Origin of the sequence: Rhodococcus sp. T9N, from assembly GCF_024436645.1 — a bacterium.
In the GTDB taxonomy this organism is placed as follows: domain Bacteria; phylum Actinomycetota; class Actinomycetes; order Mycobacteriales; family Mycobacteriaceae; genus Rhodococcus_F; species Rhodococcus_F qingshengii.
In genome coordinates this window covers 447,195-464,620 of sequence record NZ_JAMSKS010000001.1, presented here as the reverse complement: position 1 = coordinate 464,620, position 17,426 = coordinate 447,195, and the positions used below count along the sequence as shown (strand labels likewise).

The 17,426-nt window shown below is 62.0% G+C and carries 17 protein-coding genes; 9 read left to right on the top strand and 8 right to left on the bottom strand.

The window, feature by feature from the left end:
* Positions 1 to 13: 13 nt before the first annotated feature.
* Positions 14 to 1,042 (top strand): nitronate monooxygenase family protein, encoded by a 1,029-nt coding sequence (locus tag M1L53_RS02235; RefSeq protein ID WP_054188334.1) that lies wholly within the window; start codon positions 14 to 16, stop codon positions 1,040 to 1,042.
* On the top strand, positions 1,039 to 1,734 hold the full coding sequence (locus M1L53_RS02230) for a hypothetical protein (protein WP_054188333.1): 696 nt from the start codon (positions 1,039 to 1,041) through the stop codon (positions 1,732 to 1,734). Before M1L53_RS02235 ends, M1L53_RS02230 begins: the two co-directional genes overlap by 4 nt.
* 55 nt (positions 1,735 to 1,789) lie before the next feature.
* On the opposite strand, the gene M1L53_RS02225 is transcribed toward M1L53_RS02230, so the two are convergent.
* Positions 1,790 to 3,625 carry an acyl-CoA dehydrogenase gene (locus M1L53_RS02225; protein WP_054188332.1) on the bottom strand — a complete coding sequence of 612 codons (1,836 nt, stop codon included), beginning with the start codon at positions 3,623 to 3,625 and terminating at the stop codon, positions 1,790 to 1,792.
* A gap of 397 nt (positions 3,626 to 4,022) precedes the next feature.
* Positions 4,023 to 5,045, bottom strand: a complete 1,023-nt coding sequence (locus M1L53_RS02220) for a zinc-dependent alcohol dehydrogenase family protein (RefSeq protein WP_054188331.1) — start codon at positions 5,043 to 5,045, stop codon at positions 4,023 to 4,025.
* A gap of 134 nt (positions 5,046 to 5,179) precedes the next feature.
* On the opposite strand from M1L53_RS02220, the gene M1L53_RS02215 reads away from it, so the two are divergent.
* Positions 5,180 to 6,076, top strand: coding sequence for a helix-turn-helix transcriptional regulator (locus tag M1L53_RS02215; RefSeq protein WP_030537174.1), 897 nt, complete (start codon positions 5,180 to 5,182; stop codon positions 6,074 to 6,076).
* 27 nt (positions 6,077 to 6,103) lie between these two features.
* On the opposite strand, the gene M1L53_RS02210 is transcribed toward M1L53_RS02215, so the two are convergent.
* On the bottom strand, positions 6,104 to 7,312 hold the full coding sequence (locus tag M1L53_RS02210) for an MFS transporter (protein ID WP_054188381.1): 1,209 nt from the start codon (positions 7,310 to 7,312) through the stop codon (positions 6,104 to 6,106).
* Positions 7,313 to 7,490: 178 nt separating this feature from the next.
* On the opposite strand from M1L53_RS02210, the gene M1L53_RS02205 reads away from it, so the two are divergent.
* Positions 7,491 to 8,576, top strand: a complete 1,086-nt coding sequence (locus tag M1L53_RS02205; RefSeq protein WP_054188330.1) for a sorbosone dehydrogenase family protein — start codon at positions 7,491 to 7,493, stop codon at positions 8,574 to 8,576.
* A 109-nt stretch (positions 8,577 to 8,685) separates the two neighbouring features.
* Positions 8,686 to 9,090 (top strand): DUF4259 domain-containing protein, encoded by a 405-nt coding sequence (locus tag M1L53_RS02200; protein ID WP_003942974.1) that lies wholly within the window; start codon positions 8,686 to 8,688, stop codon positions 9,088 to 9,090.
* A 25-nt stretch (positions 9,091 to 9,115) separates the two neighbouring features.
* Here M1L53_RS02200 and M1L53_RS02195 read toward each other — a convergent pair whose 3' ends face one another.
* Positions 9,116 to 9,799: an SDR family oxidoreductase gene (locus tag M1L53_RS02195; RefSeq protein ID WP_007735616.1), complete on the bottom strand. Its 684-nt coding sequence runs from the start codon at positions 9,797 to 9,799 to the stop codon at positions 9,116 to 9,118.
* A gap of 77 nt (positions 9,800 to 9,876) precedes the next feature.
* Here M1L53_RS02195 and M1L53_RS02190 point away from each other — a divergent pair, with 77 nt between their 5' ends.
* Positions 9,877 to 10,485, top strand: a complete 609-nt coding sequence (locus M1L53_RS02190) for a TetR/AcrR family transcriptional regulator (RefSeq protein WP_221628833.1) — start codon at positions 9,877 to 9,879, stop codon at positions 10,483 to 10,485.
* A gap of 94 nt (positions 10,486 to 10,579) precedes the next feature.
* Here M1L53_RS02190 and M1L53_RS02185 read toward each other — a convergent pair whose 3' ends face one another.
* Complete coding sequence (locus M1L53_RS02185; RefSeq protein WP_054188329.1) at positions 10,580 to 11,545, bottom strand: hypothetical protein; 966 nt, start codon at positions 11,543 to 11,545, stop codon at positions 10,580 to 10,582.
* A gap of 283 nt (positions 11,546 to 11,828) precedes the next feature.
* Between M1L53_RS02185 and M1L53_RS02180 the strand changes: the two genes are divergently transcribed.
* A complete protein-coding gene (locus M1L53_RS02180) occupies positions 11,829 to 12,725 on the top strand; it encodes an SDR family oxidoreductase (protein WP_007735622.1) in 897 nt (298 codons plus the stop codon).
* Between the two features lie 39 nt (positions 12,726 to 12,764).
* Here M1L53_RS02180 and M1L53_RS02175 read toward each other — a convergent pair whose 3' ends face one another.
* Entirely contained in the window at positions 12,765 to 13,391 is a 627-nt protein-coding gene (locus M1L53_RS02175) for an FMN-binding negative transcriptional regulator (protein WP_030537447.1), read from the bottom strand.
* Positions 13,392 to 13,470: 79 nt separating this feature from the next.
* On the opposite strand from M1L53_RS02175, the gene M1L53_RS02170 reads away from it, so the two are divergent.
* Together M1L53_RS02170 and M1L53_RS02165 are read left to right on the top strand one after the other, a co-directional pair.
* The gene (locus tag M1L53_RS02170) at positions 13,471 to 14,805 is read left to right on the top strand and encodes an aminotransferase class I/II-fold pyridoxal phosphate-dependent enzyme (protein WP_225320193.1); all 1,335 of its coding nucleotides are present in this window, start codon (positions 13,471 to 13,473) and stop codon (positions 14,803 to 14,805) included.
* A gap of 108 nt (positions 14,806 to 14,913) precedes the next feature.
* Positions 14,914 to 15,618, top strand: coding sequence for an SDR family oxidoreductase (locus M1L53_RS02165; protein ID WP_042448150.1), 705 nt, complete (start codon positions 14,914 to 14,916; stop codon positions 15,616 to 15,618).
* 50 nt (positions 15,619 to 15,668) lie between these two features.
* Here M1L53_RS02165 and M1L53_RS02160 read toward each other — a convergent pair whose 3' ends face one another.
* The gene (locus M1L53_RS02160; protein ID WP_054188379.1) at positions 15,669 to 16,037 is read right to left on the bottom strand and encodes a hypothetical protein; all 369 of its coding nucleotides are present in this window, start codon (positions 16,035 to 16,037) and stop codon (positions 15,669 to 15,671) included.
* Positions 16,038 to 16,062: 25 nt separating this feature from the next.
* Positions 16,063 to 17,409: an APC family permease gene (locus M1L53_RS02155; RefSeq protein ID WP_042922927.1), complete on the bottom strand. Its 1,347-nt coding sequence runs from the start codon at positions 17,407 to 17,409 to the stop codon at positions 16,063 to 16,065.
* Positions 17,410 to 17,426 lie beyond the last annotated feature (17 nt).

The following is a 17,426-nucleotide window of genomic DNA, read 5'->3' as shown; positions in this document are numbered from 1 at the left end:
TGGAGATGTTCGAATGAGCGCACTCACAACCGATCTCGACCTGAAGGTCCCTGTCATCGCAGCCCCCATGGCCGGCGGCGCTTCCACACCGGCACTTGTTGCTGCTGCCTCTCGCGCAGGCGGTCTCGGCTTCCTCGCCGCCGGGTACAAGACGCCTCAGGCTCTGTCCGACCAGATCGACGCCGTGCGCGCCGAGGGAGTGTCCTTCGGTGTCAACGTCTTTGCGCCCAACCCGGTGCCTGTCGATGTCGATGCCTACCGTGCCTATGCCAGGGCGATCCAGGTCGAGGCGGATCGCTACGGCATCACACTGGCTGACGGTGAGCCGGTCGAAGACGACGACTACTTCGAGGACAAGATCGATCTGCTCCTGGCCAGCCCGGTTCCGGTGGTCAGCTTCACCTTCGGCTTTCCCGCACCCGGCGTCATCAAGGCGCTGCGCGCTGCCGGTTCACTTGTCGTCCTCACAGTGACTTCGGAGGCAGAGGCGCTCCTTGCCGTCGACGCCGGTGCCGATCTGCTTGTCGTGCAATCGTCGGCTGCCGGCGGCCACTCCGGAACGCTCACCCCCCTGCAGGTTCCGGCAGAAACACCGATCACCGAATTGATCGCTCAGATCCGTCACCGCACGTCGGTTCCGCTATTGGCGGCCGGTGGACTGGCGACCTCCGCCGACGTCGCTGCTGCCTTACGTGCCGGAGCGGACGCGGCAGTGGTCGGTACTGTGCTGCTGCGCACCGAGGAGAGTGGTGCCTCGGCTCCGCACAAGGCAGCTCTGGCCGACACGTCCCGCGGGAACACGGTCGTCACAAGAGCTTTCACGGGACGTCCTGCACGGGCGCTTCGGAACGAGTTCATCGATCGCTACGACGCACAAGCGCCCATCGGGTATCCGGCCATCCATCACCTGACCAACCCGATGCGCAAAGCCGCTGTTGCGCAGGCAGATCCCGAGCGAATGCACCTGTGGGCCGGTACTGGCTATCGCCACGCGACGGAGGAACCAGCCGGGGTAGTGCTTTCGCGATTGGCTAACCTGTGACGGCGCGGACACCGGACATCACATTGCCCGAGGTAGTGACATACGACGGGCTGCCCAGTGGTGCACACTCGCTTCGAGTCAAGCGCCCCGACGTGGCATTTCAACGCCTGCAGACATTTCTGGAAGCCTGCATCGAACCAGTGTCGTTGCCGTCGTGGACATTAGAGATCCGCCAGGGCGGGCAACCCGCGCCGACCGCGCAATTGACAGAGCTTGCCACCGGGATCCTCGGTGGGCCCAGCTACAAAGCGCAAACCCATACCGAATGGAACGTCCCACCGGGTTCTGTCAACGAAGCGCTCGATACCCTCGTTGGTTCCGATGCGGTCACAACCCACGGACGTTCTTTGGCGGCACTGACCTACAGTGCGCACGTACGCTTGATCGACCCGGACAACCACGCGCCGTATCCCGACATCACGCCCGACGCGTTCGGCCGCTTTGCCGTCGACGGATACGGCCGGATTCTCGGCGAGTCAGGCATACGCGCAACCCTTGGCAACGCGGCATCCTCACTGTCCCTGTGGCTCAACCTGCCTGCAGACGAACGGTTGTCGTCCGGTGCTCGTCACCTACAAGACCATCTCCCGTTCCGGTTGTCCGCGAAACACTGGCGTCTCTGGCGGCCGAACCGGAGCGCAGACTCTTACCGTTCCAACAAGATTCCGTCGCCGGTTCACGACCACGTTTGAATCACGCAGCAAGCATTCCGAGTTGCGCACCACCCATACCGCGCGTGGCACGTTGTCAGAATGCGTCTTCCTCGAGTTCCATGATCTCGTTGTCGAGGGAACCCAGGATTTCTTTGGTCGACGCGAGGATAGGCAGGATGTTCTTGGCGAAGTACGACGCGATCACCACCTTGCCCCGATAGAACGACCGGTCCTTTGCCGACGCGTCACGGTCCAAGGCTGCCAACGCGACTTCCGCTTGCACCAAGAGGCGCCATCCGATGAGCAGGTCGCCTACCGCGTACAGAAAGCGCACCGAGCCGAGGCCAATCTTGTACAACTCGGAGGGTTGGTCCTGGGAAGCCATCAGATACCCGGTGAGCGTCCCGGCCATCTCCTGCACGTCGGTCAAGGCGATCTCGAGTATGACTCGCTCGGCCTTGAGTCGACCGTTCCCGGCCTCACTGTCGATGAACTCTCGTATGCGACCGGCTACGTGAGCGAGCGCAACGCCGCGGTCGCGTGCGATCTTTCGAAAGAAGAAGTCCTGCGCCTGGATTGCCGTGGTGCCCTCGTACAGGGTGTCGATCTTGGCATCGCGGATGTACTGCTCGATGGGGTAGTCCTGAAGATAACCGGAGCCGCCCAGGGTCTGCAGGCTCTCGGTGAGCAGTTCGTAGGCCTTCTCGGAGCCGACGCCCTTGACGATCGGCAGCAGCAGATCGTTGACCCGCGCCGCCAGTTCGGCATCCGCCCCCGAAACCAACTCGGCGACATCGGCATTCTGGTGTGCAGCGGTGTAGAGGTAGACCGCTCGGAGGCCTTCGGCGTAGGCCTTCTGCATCGCCAGGCTGCGTCGGACGTCGGGGTGGTGCGTAATGGCCACGCGGGGCGCGGTTTTGTTTGTCAGCTCGGTAAGGTCTGCACCTTGAATTCGTTCTTTTGCGTACTCGAGGGCGTTGAGATAGCCGGTGGACAGTGTTCCGGTAGCCTTGGTGCCCACCATCATTCGAGCATTCTCGATGACCTGGAACATCTGGGCGATACCGTTGTGGACATCACCCACGAGCCAGCCGACGGCAGGAACGTCCGTCGCTCCGAAGGTGAGCTCGCAAGTTGGGGAAGACTTGAGGCCCATCTTGTGCTCGACGCCGGTGACGTAGACACCGTTGCGCTCTCCCAGTTCAAGTGTGTCCGAGTTGAAGTGGGACTTCGGAACGTAGAACAGGCTCAAACCTTTGGTTCCTGGACCGGCGCCCTCGGGCCGGGCAAGCACCAAGTGGAAGAGGTTCTCGGCCGTGTCTCCGACGTCGCCGCCGGAGATGAACCGCTTGACGCCCTCGATGTGCCAGGTGCCGTCGTCCTGCGCGATTGCCTTTGTTCGGCCTGCGCCTACATCGGATCCGGCGTCTGGTTCGGTGAGCACCATCGTTCCGGCCCATCCGCGTTCGAATCCTTCTTTGGCCCAGTGTTTTTGCTGTTCGTTTCCGATGGTGTAGAGCACGCTCGCCATCAGTGGACCCATGTTGAAAAAGCTTGCGGATCCGTTTGCCGCGACCAACATTTCGCCGATCGCCCAGACCAACGGCGCCGGAGCAGGAACACCACCCATGCCTTCGGGTAGGCCGAGTCGCGACCAACCGGCCTCGTTCACCGCCTCGACCGTCTTGCGTAGAGGTTCCGGGACCACAACGGCGTGATTGGGTGCGTCGAATTCGACAGGGTTTCGATCCGCGTCGGCGAAGGACGCGGCGACCGGGCCTTCTGCCAGCCTCGATACTTCCGCAAGAATGTTGCGCACAGTGTCGGTGTCGAGGTCCCCGTAAGCGCCGGCATCCAGCAGTTCGCCGATCCCGAGTACCTCGAACAGATTGAACTCGATATCACGCACGTTGCTTTTGTAGTGACCCATTGTTCTCCGACCTTGGTTCGTCAGCAATACGGTTCGTCAGCAGATACGGCTCGTCAGCAGTACACAAGAAAGCCTGCCCCACAAGGAATTCAGTACGCAACCGTAGGTAGAGACGAGTTTCGTTGCTACAAAGTAGCGCCGAGTCGCTCTCATTGAAACATTCACTCGTACAATCGGTTTCCGCTGGTGGGGGTGCATATCAGTCGCGTAGCATCCTCTTGGATCAAAGCGGCTGCGCACCAATAGAAGTACCCATCCTCACCTTCGGCGTCATACGCATTCGCTGTGATCAGTGAACATGCTGCTCGGTAAACCAAGAGCGCCTCTCGTTGGTAGCCGAGACGTTCCTCGATCGGCGTGGAGAGCCCAGTTCTGACTCGTGAGCCTTTGGTATCGGTCAGAGGGTGAGTAGCACTTTGGTGGCGCGCCGCTCGTCCATCGCCTGGTAGCCGGCGGCGGCGTCCTCCAACGGGAGAGTGAGGTCGAAGACGATGCCTGGGTCGATCTGGTCGGTCATGATGAGCTCGATCAGTTCGGGTAGGAATCGCCTGACCGGCGCGGGACCGCCGAGCAGGCTCACCGTCGCGAAGAACAGGTTCATGCCGTCGAGTTCGACGCCGTGGGATACCCCGACGTAGCCGACATGTCCGCCGGGGCGGGTAGCTCCGATAGCCTGCATCATCGATTCTTGGGTGCCTACGGCTTCGACGGTCGAGTGGGCGCCGTAGCCGCCGGTGAGTTCCTTGATCTTCGCGATGCCCGCGTCGCCCCGCTCTTCGACGATGTCGGTGGCGCCGAATTGTGTGGCGAGTGCCTGCCGGTCGGCGTGACGTGACATGGCGATGATCCGCTCGGCGCCGAGTTGTCTGGCAGCGAGGATCGCCAGGAGTCCGACTGCGCCGTCGCCGACGACGGCGACTGTTTTGCCAGGTCCGGCTTCCGCAGCTACGGCGGCGAACCAACCGGTGCCGAGTACGTCGGAGGCTGCAAGGAGGCTGCGAGCCTGCCGCTCGGTCGGCTCTCCGCGGACAGGGACGAGGGTGCCGTCCGCGAGCGGGATGCGAGCGTATTCGGATTGGGTGCCGACCGAGCCCATCATGACCTGGTGGATACAGCGAGACTGAAAGCCCGCCTCGCAGATTTCGCAGGTGTTGTCCGACGCGACGAACGAGCCCACGACGAAGTCCCCAACTTCGATGTCGTTGACGTCGGGGCCGACCTGTTCGACGACGCCCACGTATTCGTGTCCCATCGGCGTCGGGCCATTCAGCTCTTCGATGCCGCGATACGGCCAGAGGTCGGAACCGCAGACGCAGGTGGCTGTAACGCGAATGATCGCGTCGGTCGGTTCGACGATCACCGGCGCATCGATCTCTTCGACCCGGACATCGCCGGGGGCATGCATGACGACAGCGCGCATGACGTGGCTCCTCACCATCGGTTTCTTCGTGTCACTTCAACCTGATCACGATTTGGCGGCGTGCGGGAGTCCCGCGCGATAGTGGTACTGCGAGGGACTCCCTCGCTACCGGTCACTGACTTACGCTCGATGGCATGGACGATCGAGCGCAAGTACGCGAATTCCTGACCTCGCGGCGCGCCCGAGTCACGCCCGAACAAGTTGGACTTCCGGCCGGATCGAACCGCCGCGTGGACGGTCTACGTCGAAGTGAAGTGGCAACCCTCGCCGGCGTGAGCGTCGAGTACTACACGAGGCTCGAGCGCGGAGCGATCAGCGGCGCATCGCCGGGTGTACTCGACAGTATCGCGAAGGCCTTACGACTCGACGACGCCGAGCGCGCCCACCTTTTTGATCTCGCGCACGCGGCAAGCCCGGTAGCCAGACCCCCGCGTCGGCGAAATGCGAAGGGCTGGAAGCCCCATCAGAGCCTGCAGTGGGCGCTTGATGCAGTCACCGCGGGACCCGCTTTCGTGCGGAACGGTCGCATGGATCTTCTTGCTGTCAACCCACTCGCGCGTGCGTTCTACAAGGACCTCTACGACATGCCGGGGCAGCCCCCGAACATCGCGCGCTTCACGTTCCTCGACGAAAGGGCTTTCGAGTTTTATCCGGACTGGAACGAGTTTGCCGAGGTGACCGTCTCGATTCTGCGAACCGAGGCCGGGCGAGATCCTCACAACAAGGAATTGCACGATCTGATCGGTGAACTCAGCACTCGGAGTGAGGAATTCCGGCGTCGGTGGGGCGCGCACGACGTCCGCCATCACGGCACCGGATTCAAGACATTTCACCACTCCGCCGTGGGGGAGCTGACGCTTGCCTTCGAAGGTTTGGAGATGGCCGCCGAGCCGGGGTTGACGCTCACGATCTACACCGCAGAGCCGGGATCGCCGTCCGCGGAACGGATGCAGTTACTCGCCTCGTTGGCAGCCAGTGAGAATGCGGACTCTTCGCCTCACGTGTCGGAGCGGTCGCTGACGGACGGCTGACGAACTGCGCGACGGTTGATCGGGTCGTCAGTTGACGACTTCGACGGCGGTGCGCTTCGTGCGTTCCTTGCGCAACAGGATCATCAGCGGCAGAAAGTAGAGAGCGGCAACGCCGGTGCCTACCAACACCGGCCCAGTGGCACCGAGACTCGAGGCGAACGCAAACCCGGCGATCCAGGAGCCGACCGCGGTGCCCAGATTGAACGACGAGGTGCTGAGAGCAGAAGCCATCGTCGGCGCCTGATCGGCATAACGCACAGCCATCCCGATCAGGATGGGATTGGTCGACATGCCGAATAGTCCCAGCATGACTACGAGAAACACCGTCACGATCACGTTGTGCGAGAAGAGGCAGAGCGCCCCGAGCACGAGAAACGTCATCGCTGCCGAGACGAACAAGACCCCGTACTGATGCTTCGCACCGAGTCGACCGCCGAGATTGGAGCCGACGAACGCACCGAGTCCGTAGCCGACAAGCACTAGCGGCACTGCCGACGCAGCAAGTCCCGTGTTCTCGGTCAACAGCGGAGAGATGAAGCTGTACGCCGCCAGCGACGACCCGCACACGACGGCGCAACCGGACAGAACGAGCCAGATGCGTCCGTCCCGTAGGCTCGCGATCTCCGCTCGCCAGGACGGCACCGCACCGGAGTCGGTGTCGGCGGGTACCAATCGGTGGACGACGGCCGCGGCGACGAGTGCGAGGGCGGCGAGGGCCCAGAAAGGACCGCGCCAGCCGATGGTCTGACCGGCCAGAGCGCCGAGCGGAACACCGATGACGTTCGCGAGCATGCCTCCGCCCAAGACGATGCCGAGCGCGCGCGAGGAAGACGCCGGGCCTGCCGCTTTTGCTCCGACCACTGCAGCGACTGCCCAGAAGGCGCCCGTCGCCACGGCTGTGAGGAAGCGGGCGCCGAGAATGAGTCCGAAGTTGGACGAGAGCGCGACGATGACGTGTCCGATCGCGAAAACAATCAGAGCCGAGCTCAAGGTCACGCGTCGGGGAACCCTGAGTGTCAAGATCGCCATCGCCGGCGTGCCGACAATCATTCCGATCGCGAAGACGGTGATCAGCAGGCCGACGTTCGCGATCGACGTACCGAGGTCACCCGCGATTTCGGGAAGAATGCCGGCGACGACGAATTCGGTTGTGCCCATCAAGAAAACTCCGACGGCCAGTACGTAGATCACGAGCGGCAGGTGGCCGGTTTCTTTGACGGTCGGGGCGGAAATCATGAGGTGGTCAGTTCTCTTTCTGTTGACGACGCGCATGTCGTGGCGCACCCGTCCAGGGCATCACGCCCGTCGCCTGCGAGGGAGTCCCGGTCGTTGGGGGTACTCGAAGGGACTCCCGGTGTGACCGATTGCGCGCTACCGTCGGCGCAAAGACTGCCTGAACCCGGGAGGCGCGCCCATGACACGACGACAGATCCGAGGGCTTGGCGCCGCAGTGCTCCTTTCGGCCTTCCTGACTGCCTGCGGTAGCGAGGATCCTGAAGGGCCCGGTCCACAGGCAAGCACGACAACACGATCGACGCCCGCCGCGGCCTTCGGTGAACCCGAGACCGTCGCCGACGGCTTGGACGCGCCCTGGTCGATCGCATTCCACGGCGATACACCACTAGTCAGTGAGCGCGACAGCGCGCGAATCCTCGAACTCGACGCCGGCGGAAACAGCCGCGAGGTGGGAGTCGTCGACGGCGTCAGCCCAAGAGGTGAGGGCGGTTTACTAGGGATCGCAGTACGTGAAAACCGCCTGTACGCGTACTTCACCGCGAACGGGGAGAACCGGATCGAACGCTTCGACATCATCGGTGCTCCGGGGGAATTCGCGCTCGGGCCGGCCGAGACGATTCTCGACGGGCTCGCTTCGGCCAACTACCACAACGGTGGTCGCATCGCGTTCGGCCCGGACGGGATGCTGTACGTGACCGTCGGTGATGCCGGTAGTCGAGACAGAGCTCAGGACCTCGACTCGATGTCCGGGAAAATTCTGCGCATGACTCCGGATGGTGATGTGCCGCAAGATAATCCATTTCCGAACTCGTTTGTCTACAGCTACGGCCACCGCAACTCCCAGGGTATTGCCTGGACCGAGGACGGCACGATGTACGCCAGCGAGTTCGGGCAGGACACCTGGGACGAACTCAACCGGATCGAAGCCGGTGGCAACTACGGGTGGCCCGAGGTCGAAGGGATTGCGGGTGAAGACGGATTCATCGATCCGCTCCAACAATGGTCACCTGACGATGCCAGCCCCAGCGGAATCGCCATCCACGACGGCTCGATCTACATTGCCAACCTTCGTGGTGAGCGACTCCGCATTGTGCCGTTGGCTGACCCCGCGACCGCCGATGAGCAGTTCGTCGACGTATACGGGCGCCTCCGTGACGTTGTAGTTGCACCGGACGGGTCGCTGTGGATACTGACGAACAACACCGACGGTCGTGGCGACCCCAACCGCGGTGATGACCGCATCCTTCGCGTGCCGTTGCGCTGATGTCGATTTCCGGCGAACGCAGTACTTCCAGCCCGAGGGTCCTGGCCGAAGCCTGTGATTCACTAATATCTTTACGACAGGTGCGCCGGGTACGGATCGGAGAGACAGCATGGGGACTTGGGGTTCAGGACCTTTCGACAACGACGTAGCGGGCGACCTGCTCAGCGCAGTACAGGCGGGTGACTACGACATCGACGATTACGCTAGCCACCCCGATGGCGGTTATCTCGATGCCGATGATGCTCAAACAGCAATCGCCGTCGCCGAGATTCTTGCGGTTGCGCACGGCGTTGCGCCGAAGCCTGTGCAGCTGGATGGAATTGACGCCGCCGGGTACGTCAGCACCTTGAGCCCGGAGCAGAAGAGTTGGGTCCTCTCCGCACTCGAGCGTGCAGTTTCCGACAGCGACACTTCGGAGTTGTACGAGTTGTGGGAAGAGAACGGTCCGGAAGACCTCGCAGCTTGGCGGGCACCGATCCTGAGCAGATTGGCCAGCCTCAAAACGGTGGGGTAAGCGTCACTCGTCTGCAGTCCCTTGCTTACTCGGAGTTCGACGAGGACAGACTCCCCTTGACGTACCGGGTGGTGTCGTCAGCGAGGATCTCGGCGAGCCCGCTTTCGATACCGTCCAGTGCTTGCGCGGCGACGTCGGCAGGATCGATCTTCTGTTCGGCGGGTACGCCAGCGGCCATGTCGGTATCCATGTATGCGACATGCAGTGCCGATACGGAGATTTTGCGCGGCGCAAGTTCTTCTCGAACGGCGTCGGTCATCGCCCAGGCCGCTGCCTTCGACGACGCGTAAGACCCGAGCGCGGCTGGATGGAACCAGGACAGCACCGACAGAACGTTGAGTATTGTTCCGCCGTCGTTGTTTTCGATGACGGGAGCAAACGCCCGGGTCACGGCGAGCGGGCCGTAGAAGTTGACGTCCATCTCTCGTCGAATGTCATCGATGTCGCCCCCGATCAAGGGCGCCGAGGTAGAGATACCTGCGTTGTTGACCAGCAAGGTCACATCCGATGCGATTTGCGCGGCGGCGGTTATCGATTCGGCGTCCGTCACGTCCAACCTCAGGGGGATGACGCCGGGTAGATCGACAGTTTCCGGATTGCGCGCAGCCGCGTACACCTTTGCACCGCGCTCGACGAGTCCCGCAGCCAGATGGCGTCCGAGCCCGCGATTGGCTCCTGTGACGACCGCAACCGTCTTGTTCAGGTCCATGATTCTCCCAGTGTTGTGATTGCTCGTGACGTTTAGATTATGAATCAAATCTAAGTGTCGGCTAGGATAGATGTCAAGTGAAATCCAAACTGGAAGGCGTTGTGATGGGCCGCGTATCGCAGCAACAAGCGGAAGAGAACCGTCGGCGCGTCGTGGAAACCGCAGCCCGACTGTTCCGAGAGAAGGGCACTCACCTCAGCGTCGCCGACCTGATGAAGGCGTCGGGGCTGACCCACGGTGGCTTCTACAAGCAGTTCGCGTCCAAGGACGCGCTCATCGACGAAGCGACCACCCACGCCTTCAAGGAACTGGCTCAGCTGCATTCTGCGGGACTCGAAGAGCATGCAGGGCAACGTGACTCCGCCCGAAAAGCTTTGATCGATACCTATCTCTCGGTGGCGCATCGCGACAACCCGGCAGGCGGATGCCCCGCTGCTGCGCTCGCCGCCGACATGGCGCGCGAGCCTGCAGACAGCGAGGCCCGTCGGGTTTACACGGAGGGAGTGGGGGATTTTGCCGCAGCTCTTGCCGACGACGAAGCTGTCGGTCTCCTCCGGCTCTCCACCATGCTCGGTGCACTGGTTCTTTCGCGAGCTACCAAGGGTTCCCCGCTCTCCGAGGAAATTCTCGATTCCGCGCGCGTCGAACTGATCAGAGGGCTTCGAGAGCCGCTGTCATCTTCTTGACGGTCTCGGGTGCCCCTGGCCGCGAATCCCGCTTTCACGAGGTCCAGTGCTCGCGGTTCCGAGAGTCGGACTCTCGATATGTCGATTGAACGCTCTAGTTGATTCCGACGACTTCCTGGGCGATCGCTGCGAGTCTTGCCTGGGCAGCGGATACGACGCCGTGTCGGTTCTTGTGCGCTTCCTCGTACGCAACGATGTCCCGCACCTGTGCGGCGTCGGTCAGTTCCTTCACGGCGGAGACGGCTTGGGTGACGTTGAGTTCGTCGAAGTCTTCGATGGGAAGTTCAGTGGGGTCGAGTAGCCCACTCGACTTCCGTACCGAACGGAAAACGTCGGCGGCACCGTCAGCACCTTCTCGGCGAGTGACCTTCTCAGCCGTGGCGATGGCCGCATCCCTACTGGCCGAGAGTGTTTTCACAGTCACGTCACCGGCATATGCGCCCCAGCTGATCAGCTCACCCAGTACCGGCGGTGAGGTGCGAACAGCGTCGATGGCACGGTCGAGACTGCGGGTCGACCAGGAGACCGGAACGTTGACCAGCCGTATCGCCGCGCCGGTGGCAGCTTGCATCGGTGTGCGGCGCAAAGCTGCCGGTCCACCGAGTGCCTCTTCGGCCAAGACAGTCGTGAGCCAGTCCACGGTCGCGGAGTGTGCAGTGATGAGGCGGTCGGCCAACGCCGCGACGGTCTGATCGCCGCCGGCAGTGGCCAGGGCCTTGAGGTAGCGGGAGCGATCGAGGAGTTGATGTTCGAGCGCAAGGTCTCCCAATACCGCTTCGTCGAAGGGCTGAGCCTGTTCGACCATCGCTTTCACTCCGGCTGTCGCGCGTCCGATGAACGGACCGACCAATTCCGGCACGCCCCCCAGATCGCGAACAGTGGACTCTATGGAACTCGCCCTTTCACGGCCGTTCTCTGCGTTTTCCGTCAATTCGCGTCGAACAGCCTCGGTTCTGGCCTGTGCGACGCGCGTTTCGGCGACCTGGATCTCGGTGTGCGTCAGACCGAGGAGGATGCGTAACTGGGTGATCAAGGCGGACGTGGTTTCGGAGTTGCTCATATCGGGGTCGTCCCTTCGTCGGTGCGTGCTTTACGTGATGTTCAGCTTCTGCTCGACGAGTGCTCCGCGGGTCGCGGAGCCACCGCCGCTACGCGGGCTACCCCGACCTACCGCGTAGTAACCACAACGAACAAGTGGGGTCGACGCATCGAGATCGTCGGCACCAGGATGAGTGAGACCCCGGCCACCCCGAGGTTTCGATTTCTATTCGGCGGGAAGGAGGCATGTGCAGTGCATCCATCCAGAAGCCCGCGAGAAACTGCGTCACCCGAGGAGTATCGATATGCCGGACCAGTACGCAATGCAGGACCCGACCACGCGGTTCCCCGCTCCTGTGCGTGAGCGGCAGGCGGAGATCGCACACCCCGGTCTCACCGCAGACATGATTTCTCCTCCCGACCACGGTGAAAACACCTATCGAGGAAGCGGTCGACTCGAAGGAAGGCGTGCGATTGTCACCGGAGCGGATTCGGGCATCGGACGTGCGGTCGCGATTGCATTTGCCAGAGAAGGCGCGGACGTTGTCCTGAGTTATCTCGACGAGGAAGAACAGGACGCTCGGGAAACCGCTCGCTGGGTCGAGGAGGCAGGTCGCAAAGCCGTCTCGGTGCCGGGAGATCTCCGAAGCGAGGAACACTGTTCTGCTTTGGTCGAAACCGCGGTGCGTGAACTCGGCGGACTCGACATCTTGGTGAACAACGCCGCGTTTCAGATGGTGCAGATGGGCGGCATCGCCGATATCACCACCGAACAATTCGACCGTGTGATGAAAACCAACCTCTACGCACTATTTTGGCTCTCCAAAGCAGCGATCGCGCAGATGGAGCCCGGATCGACGATCGTGAATACCTCGTCCATCCAAGGTGCGTCCCCGTCGCCCGAGCTGCTCGATTACGCCACGACAAAGGCGGGCATCATCGACTTCACCAAGGGGCTGGCCGCCGATGTCGCACGAAAGGGAATCAGGGTCAATGCCGTTGCACCTGGACCGATTTGGACGCCACTGATTCCGGCGACGATGCCCAAGGAGAAGTTCGAGACGTTCGGGGACGACGTTCCGCTCGGGCGGGCAGGTCAGCCGGCCGAGCTTGCTCCCGCCTATGTATTTCTCGCCTCTGGCGAATCCAGTTACACCACTGGGGAAGTCATCGGCGTGACGGGTGGAAAACCGCTCACCTGAATGTGCGACTAGACAAGGCGTACGACGACGGCGTAACGGTCAACCGTTGTCGAGGCCCGCGGCGACCATCGCTGCGGCGGTCTCTCGTTCGGAGAATGAGCCCTTCTCCAGACCCCGGATGACGCCGGAGCGATCAGCGGGGGAACGGTTTTGATTCAACTTCGCTTTTCCGTAGACACGGGCCACGTGCAGTTCGATCCCCACAATCCCTCGCAGCTGCGCATCGACGAACTGCGGCGGCGCGTCGGTGACCTTCCATTCGTTCTCACGGCCGGATTCATGTCGAGCTGTCAGTGCGGTGACGTGCGCACGCAGCCACTGCTCGTCGTCGTGCGCAACCAGTTGGCCGTAGACGTAGAGAACTTCGTAGTTCCACGTCGGGACGACCTTCCCGTGGACGCTCTTGCTCGGGTAGAACTCGGGGCTCACGTAGGCGTCGGCGCCGGGGAGGATCACCAGAGACTCCGATGTCCCGGTGTATCGCCAATGCGGATTCGTCCGGGCGAGATGCCCCTCCAACACGTTTCCTTCGGCGTTGTACAGCAGTGGCATCGACGTGACTTCGAGGGTCTCGGGGCCCGGTGTGACCAGGTGTCCGAATCCACCGGCGTGGAGAGAGTCGGCGACCGCGTCGTCGGAGAGGCGGAATTGTCCGGGCAGAATCATGTGTCTCCTCACAGATTTTTTGTCATGTGACAATGTGTCACAGCGTGGAGGTTTTGTCATGTGCTAATAGAGTGAGCCTGTGACCAGCACTGTGGCGGACCAGGTGAGGCTCTATGTCGTCCGCGGGACAGCGGGCGAGATTTCCGAGGGCATCCGCAATCTCATCAGTGCTGGGGTATTGGCTCCAGGGGATGCGTTGCCGCCCATACGGGCCTTGGCCGACGATCTCGAGGTTCACCGGAACACAGTTGCCGGAGCCTATCGCTTGCTCGTGGCGGCGGGAGTTGTGGAGACACAGGGCCGGCGCGGCAGCTTCGTGCGAGCCATACCGTTCCTGGAAGGAGAAGGCGGTATCGCTCTTCCTGGCAGCGTGGATCTCGCCAGCGGAAATCCTGATCCGGCATTGCTGCCTGATCTCAGAGCCTCGTTGGACCGGACCACTTACACGCCCCGGTTGTACGGCGCCGCAGCCACCGAGCCTCTACTCGATTCCTGGGCACGTTCCTCGATCGAGGACGAGGTTCTAAGGCCGTGCTCGATCACCATCACCAACGGTGCCGTTGACGCGGTCGAGCGACTGTTGACCGCTCATTTGACCCGAGGTGACGCCGTCGCGATCGAGGATCCGTGCTTCCTGGCGAGCATCGGAACGCTCAAAGCCAACAGCTTCCGAGCGGTACCGATGGACATCGACACTTCGGGTATTACCCCGCAAGGGCTGCTGCGTGCTCTCGAAAGTGGTGTGCGCGCGATTATTTGCACCCCTCGTGCGCACAACCCCACCGGGGTCAGCATGAGCGCCGACCGAGCGGCGATTCTCGGAAGCATCCTGGCCGAGTTCCCTCACGTTCTGGTAATCGAGGACGATCACTTCTCTGCCGTGTCCAGCAATCGGTACTGTCGGCTCGCTCCGATGAGCACGACGCGGTGGGCGCTTGTTCGTTCCGTGTCGAAATTTCTCGGGCCCGACCTGCGCGTGGCAGTGGTCGCCTCGGACCTCGACACCGGCATTCGGCTGAGCACTCATCTCCGGTCGGGCGCCAACTGGGTCAGTCACCTGCAGCAGCGCTTGAGTGCTGAACTGCTGAGTGATCCGACGGTGATCGACGGCCTCGCCAATGCTCGCGCTGTCTACGAGCGCCGCCGAACCCTTCTGAAATCTGCACTGTCAGAACATGATATCGAGGTTCCTGACACTTTCGACGGACTCAATGTCTGGGTTCCGCTGGATCGGGATTCCGAACCGATTGTCGAGCGACTCGCCGAGTCTGGCTGGCTCGTGCGGGACGGAAGTCAGTTCTCGGCGACGCCGGGTCAGTGCCACCGGGCACTTCGTGTGACCGCCTCCACCATCACCTCTGACCAAGCACGCGAGTTCGCCAGTGCCCTGGCTGAAATATTGGCGAGCCCGTAGTTGTCCAGCTGCACTACGGTGCGAATCTGAGTCTCTCGCTTCTCGACGAAACTACCGGCGACGGCTGGATCGATAGGATCGGTTCGAGCGACGACGAAGGGTGTAATTGTGGCGAGGGCGGTTGTTGTCGGTGCGAGCCGAGGTCTTGGTCGTGCTTTGATCGAGGGTCTGAGGAGCGATGGCGACGAAGTTCTCGGCATATCGCGTCGGCGTCCTGACGGGTTCGACGTCTCCGAGTGGATCGAAGCCGACCTGACCGATCCTGTTACGGCAGCGAATTCGATCGATCAGGAGCTTGTCGGTGGTGTAGATACCCTGATCTGCAACGTCGGAATTTGGGAAGGGGATGCCTTCACTTCCGATTATGCGTTCACAGATCAATCCGATGTCGAAATGCTCGAAATGATCAACGCCAACATCACGGCCACAATTCTCCTGCTCAAGCGCCTGATCCCGAGAATGATCGGCCGTCCTCGACCTCGGATCATCTTGACCGGGTCCACCTCGGGACTCCCGCGAAGCGGTAGGCCGGAGGTTGCGTTCGGTGCATCGAAGTTCGCGATCAACGGCATTGCCGACGCGTTGAGAGAGGGCTACCGGAAGGACAGACTCGCTGTGACTGTCCTTCATCTCGGATATCTCAATACAGAAGACGGACTCGACGTGCCCCGAGACGTCGCTGCCGCCAGGGGAGAGGGATCTCTGGTCCCGGTACATGACGTTGTGGATACGGTGCGCTCGATCTCGAGTTTGTCGTCTTCGACGTCAGTGCGGGAAGTAGTCCTCACTGCGATCGACGATCCGCGATTCTGATTTGCGGCTGTCGACTCAATCTGGTTGCTGAACAGACGTATTCAGAGAATCTAGACCCCGATCAAGAAGTAAGCTCCGGTCAGATACGTCAGGGTGAGGCCCGCCAAGCCCCACGCCATGTACGGCCGGATGTAGAGGCGCCGCAGGCGGTGCAATCGCAGGGAGGCTCGCAAGAACGCACCCACGGTCCCGAGCAGCAACATCAGGCTCGGGACGAAGACCGCCAGTCGGCGATCCTTCTGTGAGCACAGCAAGGTGTCGGTACCGAAGCATTCGCCCCGCCGGGAGCCCAACCACACGATCGCGATAACCAAAACCGCGGTAGCCAGAACGACTGACAAGCCGTACGTCAGGGTTCGCCTGTTGATCTTTCGCTCTCGACGCTGAATTACATCTGACGCGTCAGAACTGTCGGTCATCACACCGGCTCCTGTACATCGCACCTCACTTCGTGGATCGGCGGTGGGAGAGGGCGTACAGCACTACTCCGACGGCCAAGAGTAATGATGCGCGTAACCACGTCGCAGCGCTCTGCTGGGTGAGCAACGCAACGCACGTACCGAGAGCGAGGATCGGGAAGATGATCGGCGTTCGGAAGTGTTTGTGTTGCACTGCGTCACGGCGCAGAACCAGGACGGCGATGTTGGTGCTGATGAATACGAAAAGCAGCAGGAGTACCACCGTCTCCGCCAGGGCTGACAGCGATCCGGTGACGCAGAGAGCCATGGCAACTGCTGTGGTCGCGATAATCGCCACCCAGGGGGTCCGTCGCTGCGGCAGTACCCGAGCGAAGACGCTCGGGAGCAAGCCTTCCGATGCCATCCCGTATGTCAGCCTGCTCGCCATGATCATTGTCAGCAGTGCGCCGTTGGCGACGGCGACCAACGCGATCAGGCTGAACAGGCGAGGCGGAACGCCGACGTCGGCAGCTGACACAACTTCCAGCAGTGGCCCGGAGGATGCGGCAAGTTCGTCGGCGGGCAGGACCACCGAGACAGCCAGGCCGACAAGGACATAGGCGGCGCCGGCTGTCAGTAATGCTCCGAACAGTGCGCGTGGGTAGACCTTGCTCACGTTCTTCACTTCTTCGGCGACGTTCGCGGACGTTTCGAAGCCGACAAAAGAGTAGTACGCGAGGAGTGCCGCAGCCAGCACCGCGAGTGCAGGCGATCGGCTGTCGTCGAACTCCACGACGCGGCTCAGGGTTCCGTCGCCGCGCCCGAGAACTATGCAAGCGAGGACGACAACGAGGACGAGCCCGGTGACCTCCACGACTGTCATGACGACGTTGGCGCGCATCGACTCCTTGATGCCTCTGGCATTGAGAAGTCCCACCAGGAGCAGGAAGACGAGCGCCGCTGGAACGGTTGGGACGTCGATGAAGGCTTTGAGATAGTCGCCCGAGAATGCGAGGGCGAGTCCCGCCGCACTGGTTACGCCGGCCGCCAGCATCGAGAAGCCGACAAGGAACGAGATCAGTGGTTTCCGATACGCCCGTTGGGCGAAGACGGCTGCGCCGCCCGCTCGCGGATATTTGGTGACCAGTTCGGCATACGACGTTGCTGTCAGCAATGCCATGACGAGCGCTACGAGCAGTGGTACCCAGACGGCTCCACCAACTTCACCGGCGATGACGCCCACCAACGCGTAGATGCCGGCACCCAGAACGTCTCCGAGGATGAACACGAAAAGGAGTGGGCCGGTTATAGCCCGAGTGAGAATGTTCTTACCGCCGTCTTCATCTCCGCCTGCGGTTTCGTCCACGTTCTCAGCACCCGCGGCGCGTCGCATATGCAAGGTTCGTCCTG

Coding starts and splice junctions, on each gene's coding strand:
- M1L53_RS02235 (WP_054188334.1), top strand. CDS start 14: ATGAGCGCACTCACAACCGATCTCGACCTGAAGGTCCCTGTCATCGCA.
- M1L53_RS02155 (WP_042922927.1), bottom strand. CDS start 17,409: ATGCGACGCGCCGCGGGTGCTGAGAACGTGGACGAAACCGCAGGCGGA.
- M1L53_RS02175 (WP_030537447.1), bottom strand. CDS start 13,391: ATGATTCTGCCCGGACAATTCCGCCTCTCCGACGACGCGGTCGCCGAC.
- M1L53_RS02210 (WP_054188381.1), bottom strand. CDS start 7,312: ATGATTTCCGCCCCGACCGTCAAAGAAACCGGCCACCTGCCGCTCGTG.
- M1L53_RS02205 (WP_054188330.1), top strand. CDS start 7,491: ATGACACGACGACAGATCCGAGGGCTTGGCGCCGCAGTGCTCCTTTCG.
- M1L53_RS02185 (WP_054188329.1), bottom strand. CDS start 11,545: ATGAGCAACTCCGAAACCACGTCCGCCTTGATCACCCAGTTACGCATC.
- M1L53_RS02215 (WP_030537174.1), top strand. CDS start 5,180: ATGGACGATCGAGCGCAAGTACGCGAATTCCTGACCTCGCGGCGCGCC.
- M1L53_RS02200 (WP_003942974.1), top strand. CDS start 8,686: ATGGGGACTTGGGGTTCAGGACCTTTCGACAACGACGTAGCGGGCGAC.
- M1L53_RS02160 (WP_054188379.1), bottom strand. CDS start 16,037: ATGACCGACAGTTCTGACGCGTCAGATGTAATTCAGCGTCGAGAGCGA.
- M1L53_RS02195 (WP_007735616.1), bottom strand. CDS start 9,799: ATGGACCTGAACAAGACGGTTGCGGTCGTCACAGGAGCCAATCGCGGG.
- M1L53_RS02220 (WP_054188331.1), bottom strand. CDS start 5,045: ATGCGCGCTGTCGTCATGCATGCCCCCGGCGATGTCCGGGTCGAAGAG.
- M1L53_RS02225 (WP_054188332.1), bottom strand. CDS start 3,625: ATGGGTCACTACAAAAGCAACGTGCGTGATATCGAGTTCAATCTGTTC.
- M1L53_RS02180 (WP_007735622.1), top strand. CDS start 11,829: ATGCCGGACCAGTACGCAATGCAGGACCCGACCACGCGGTTCCCCGCT.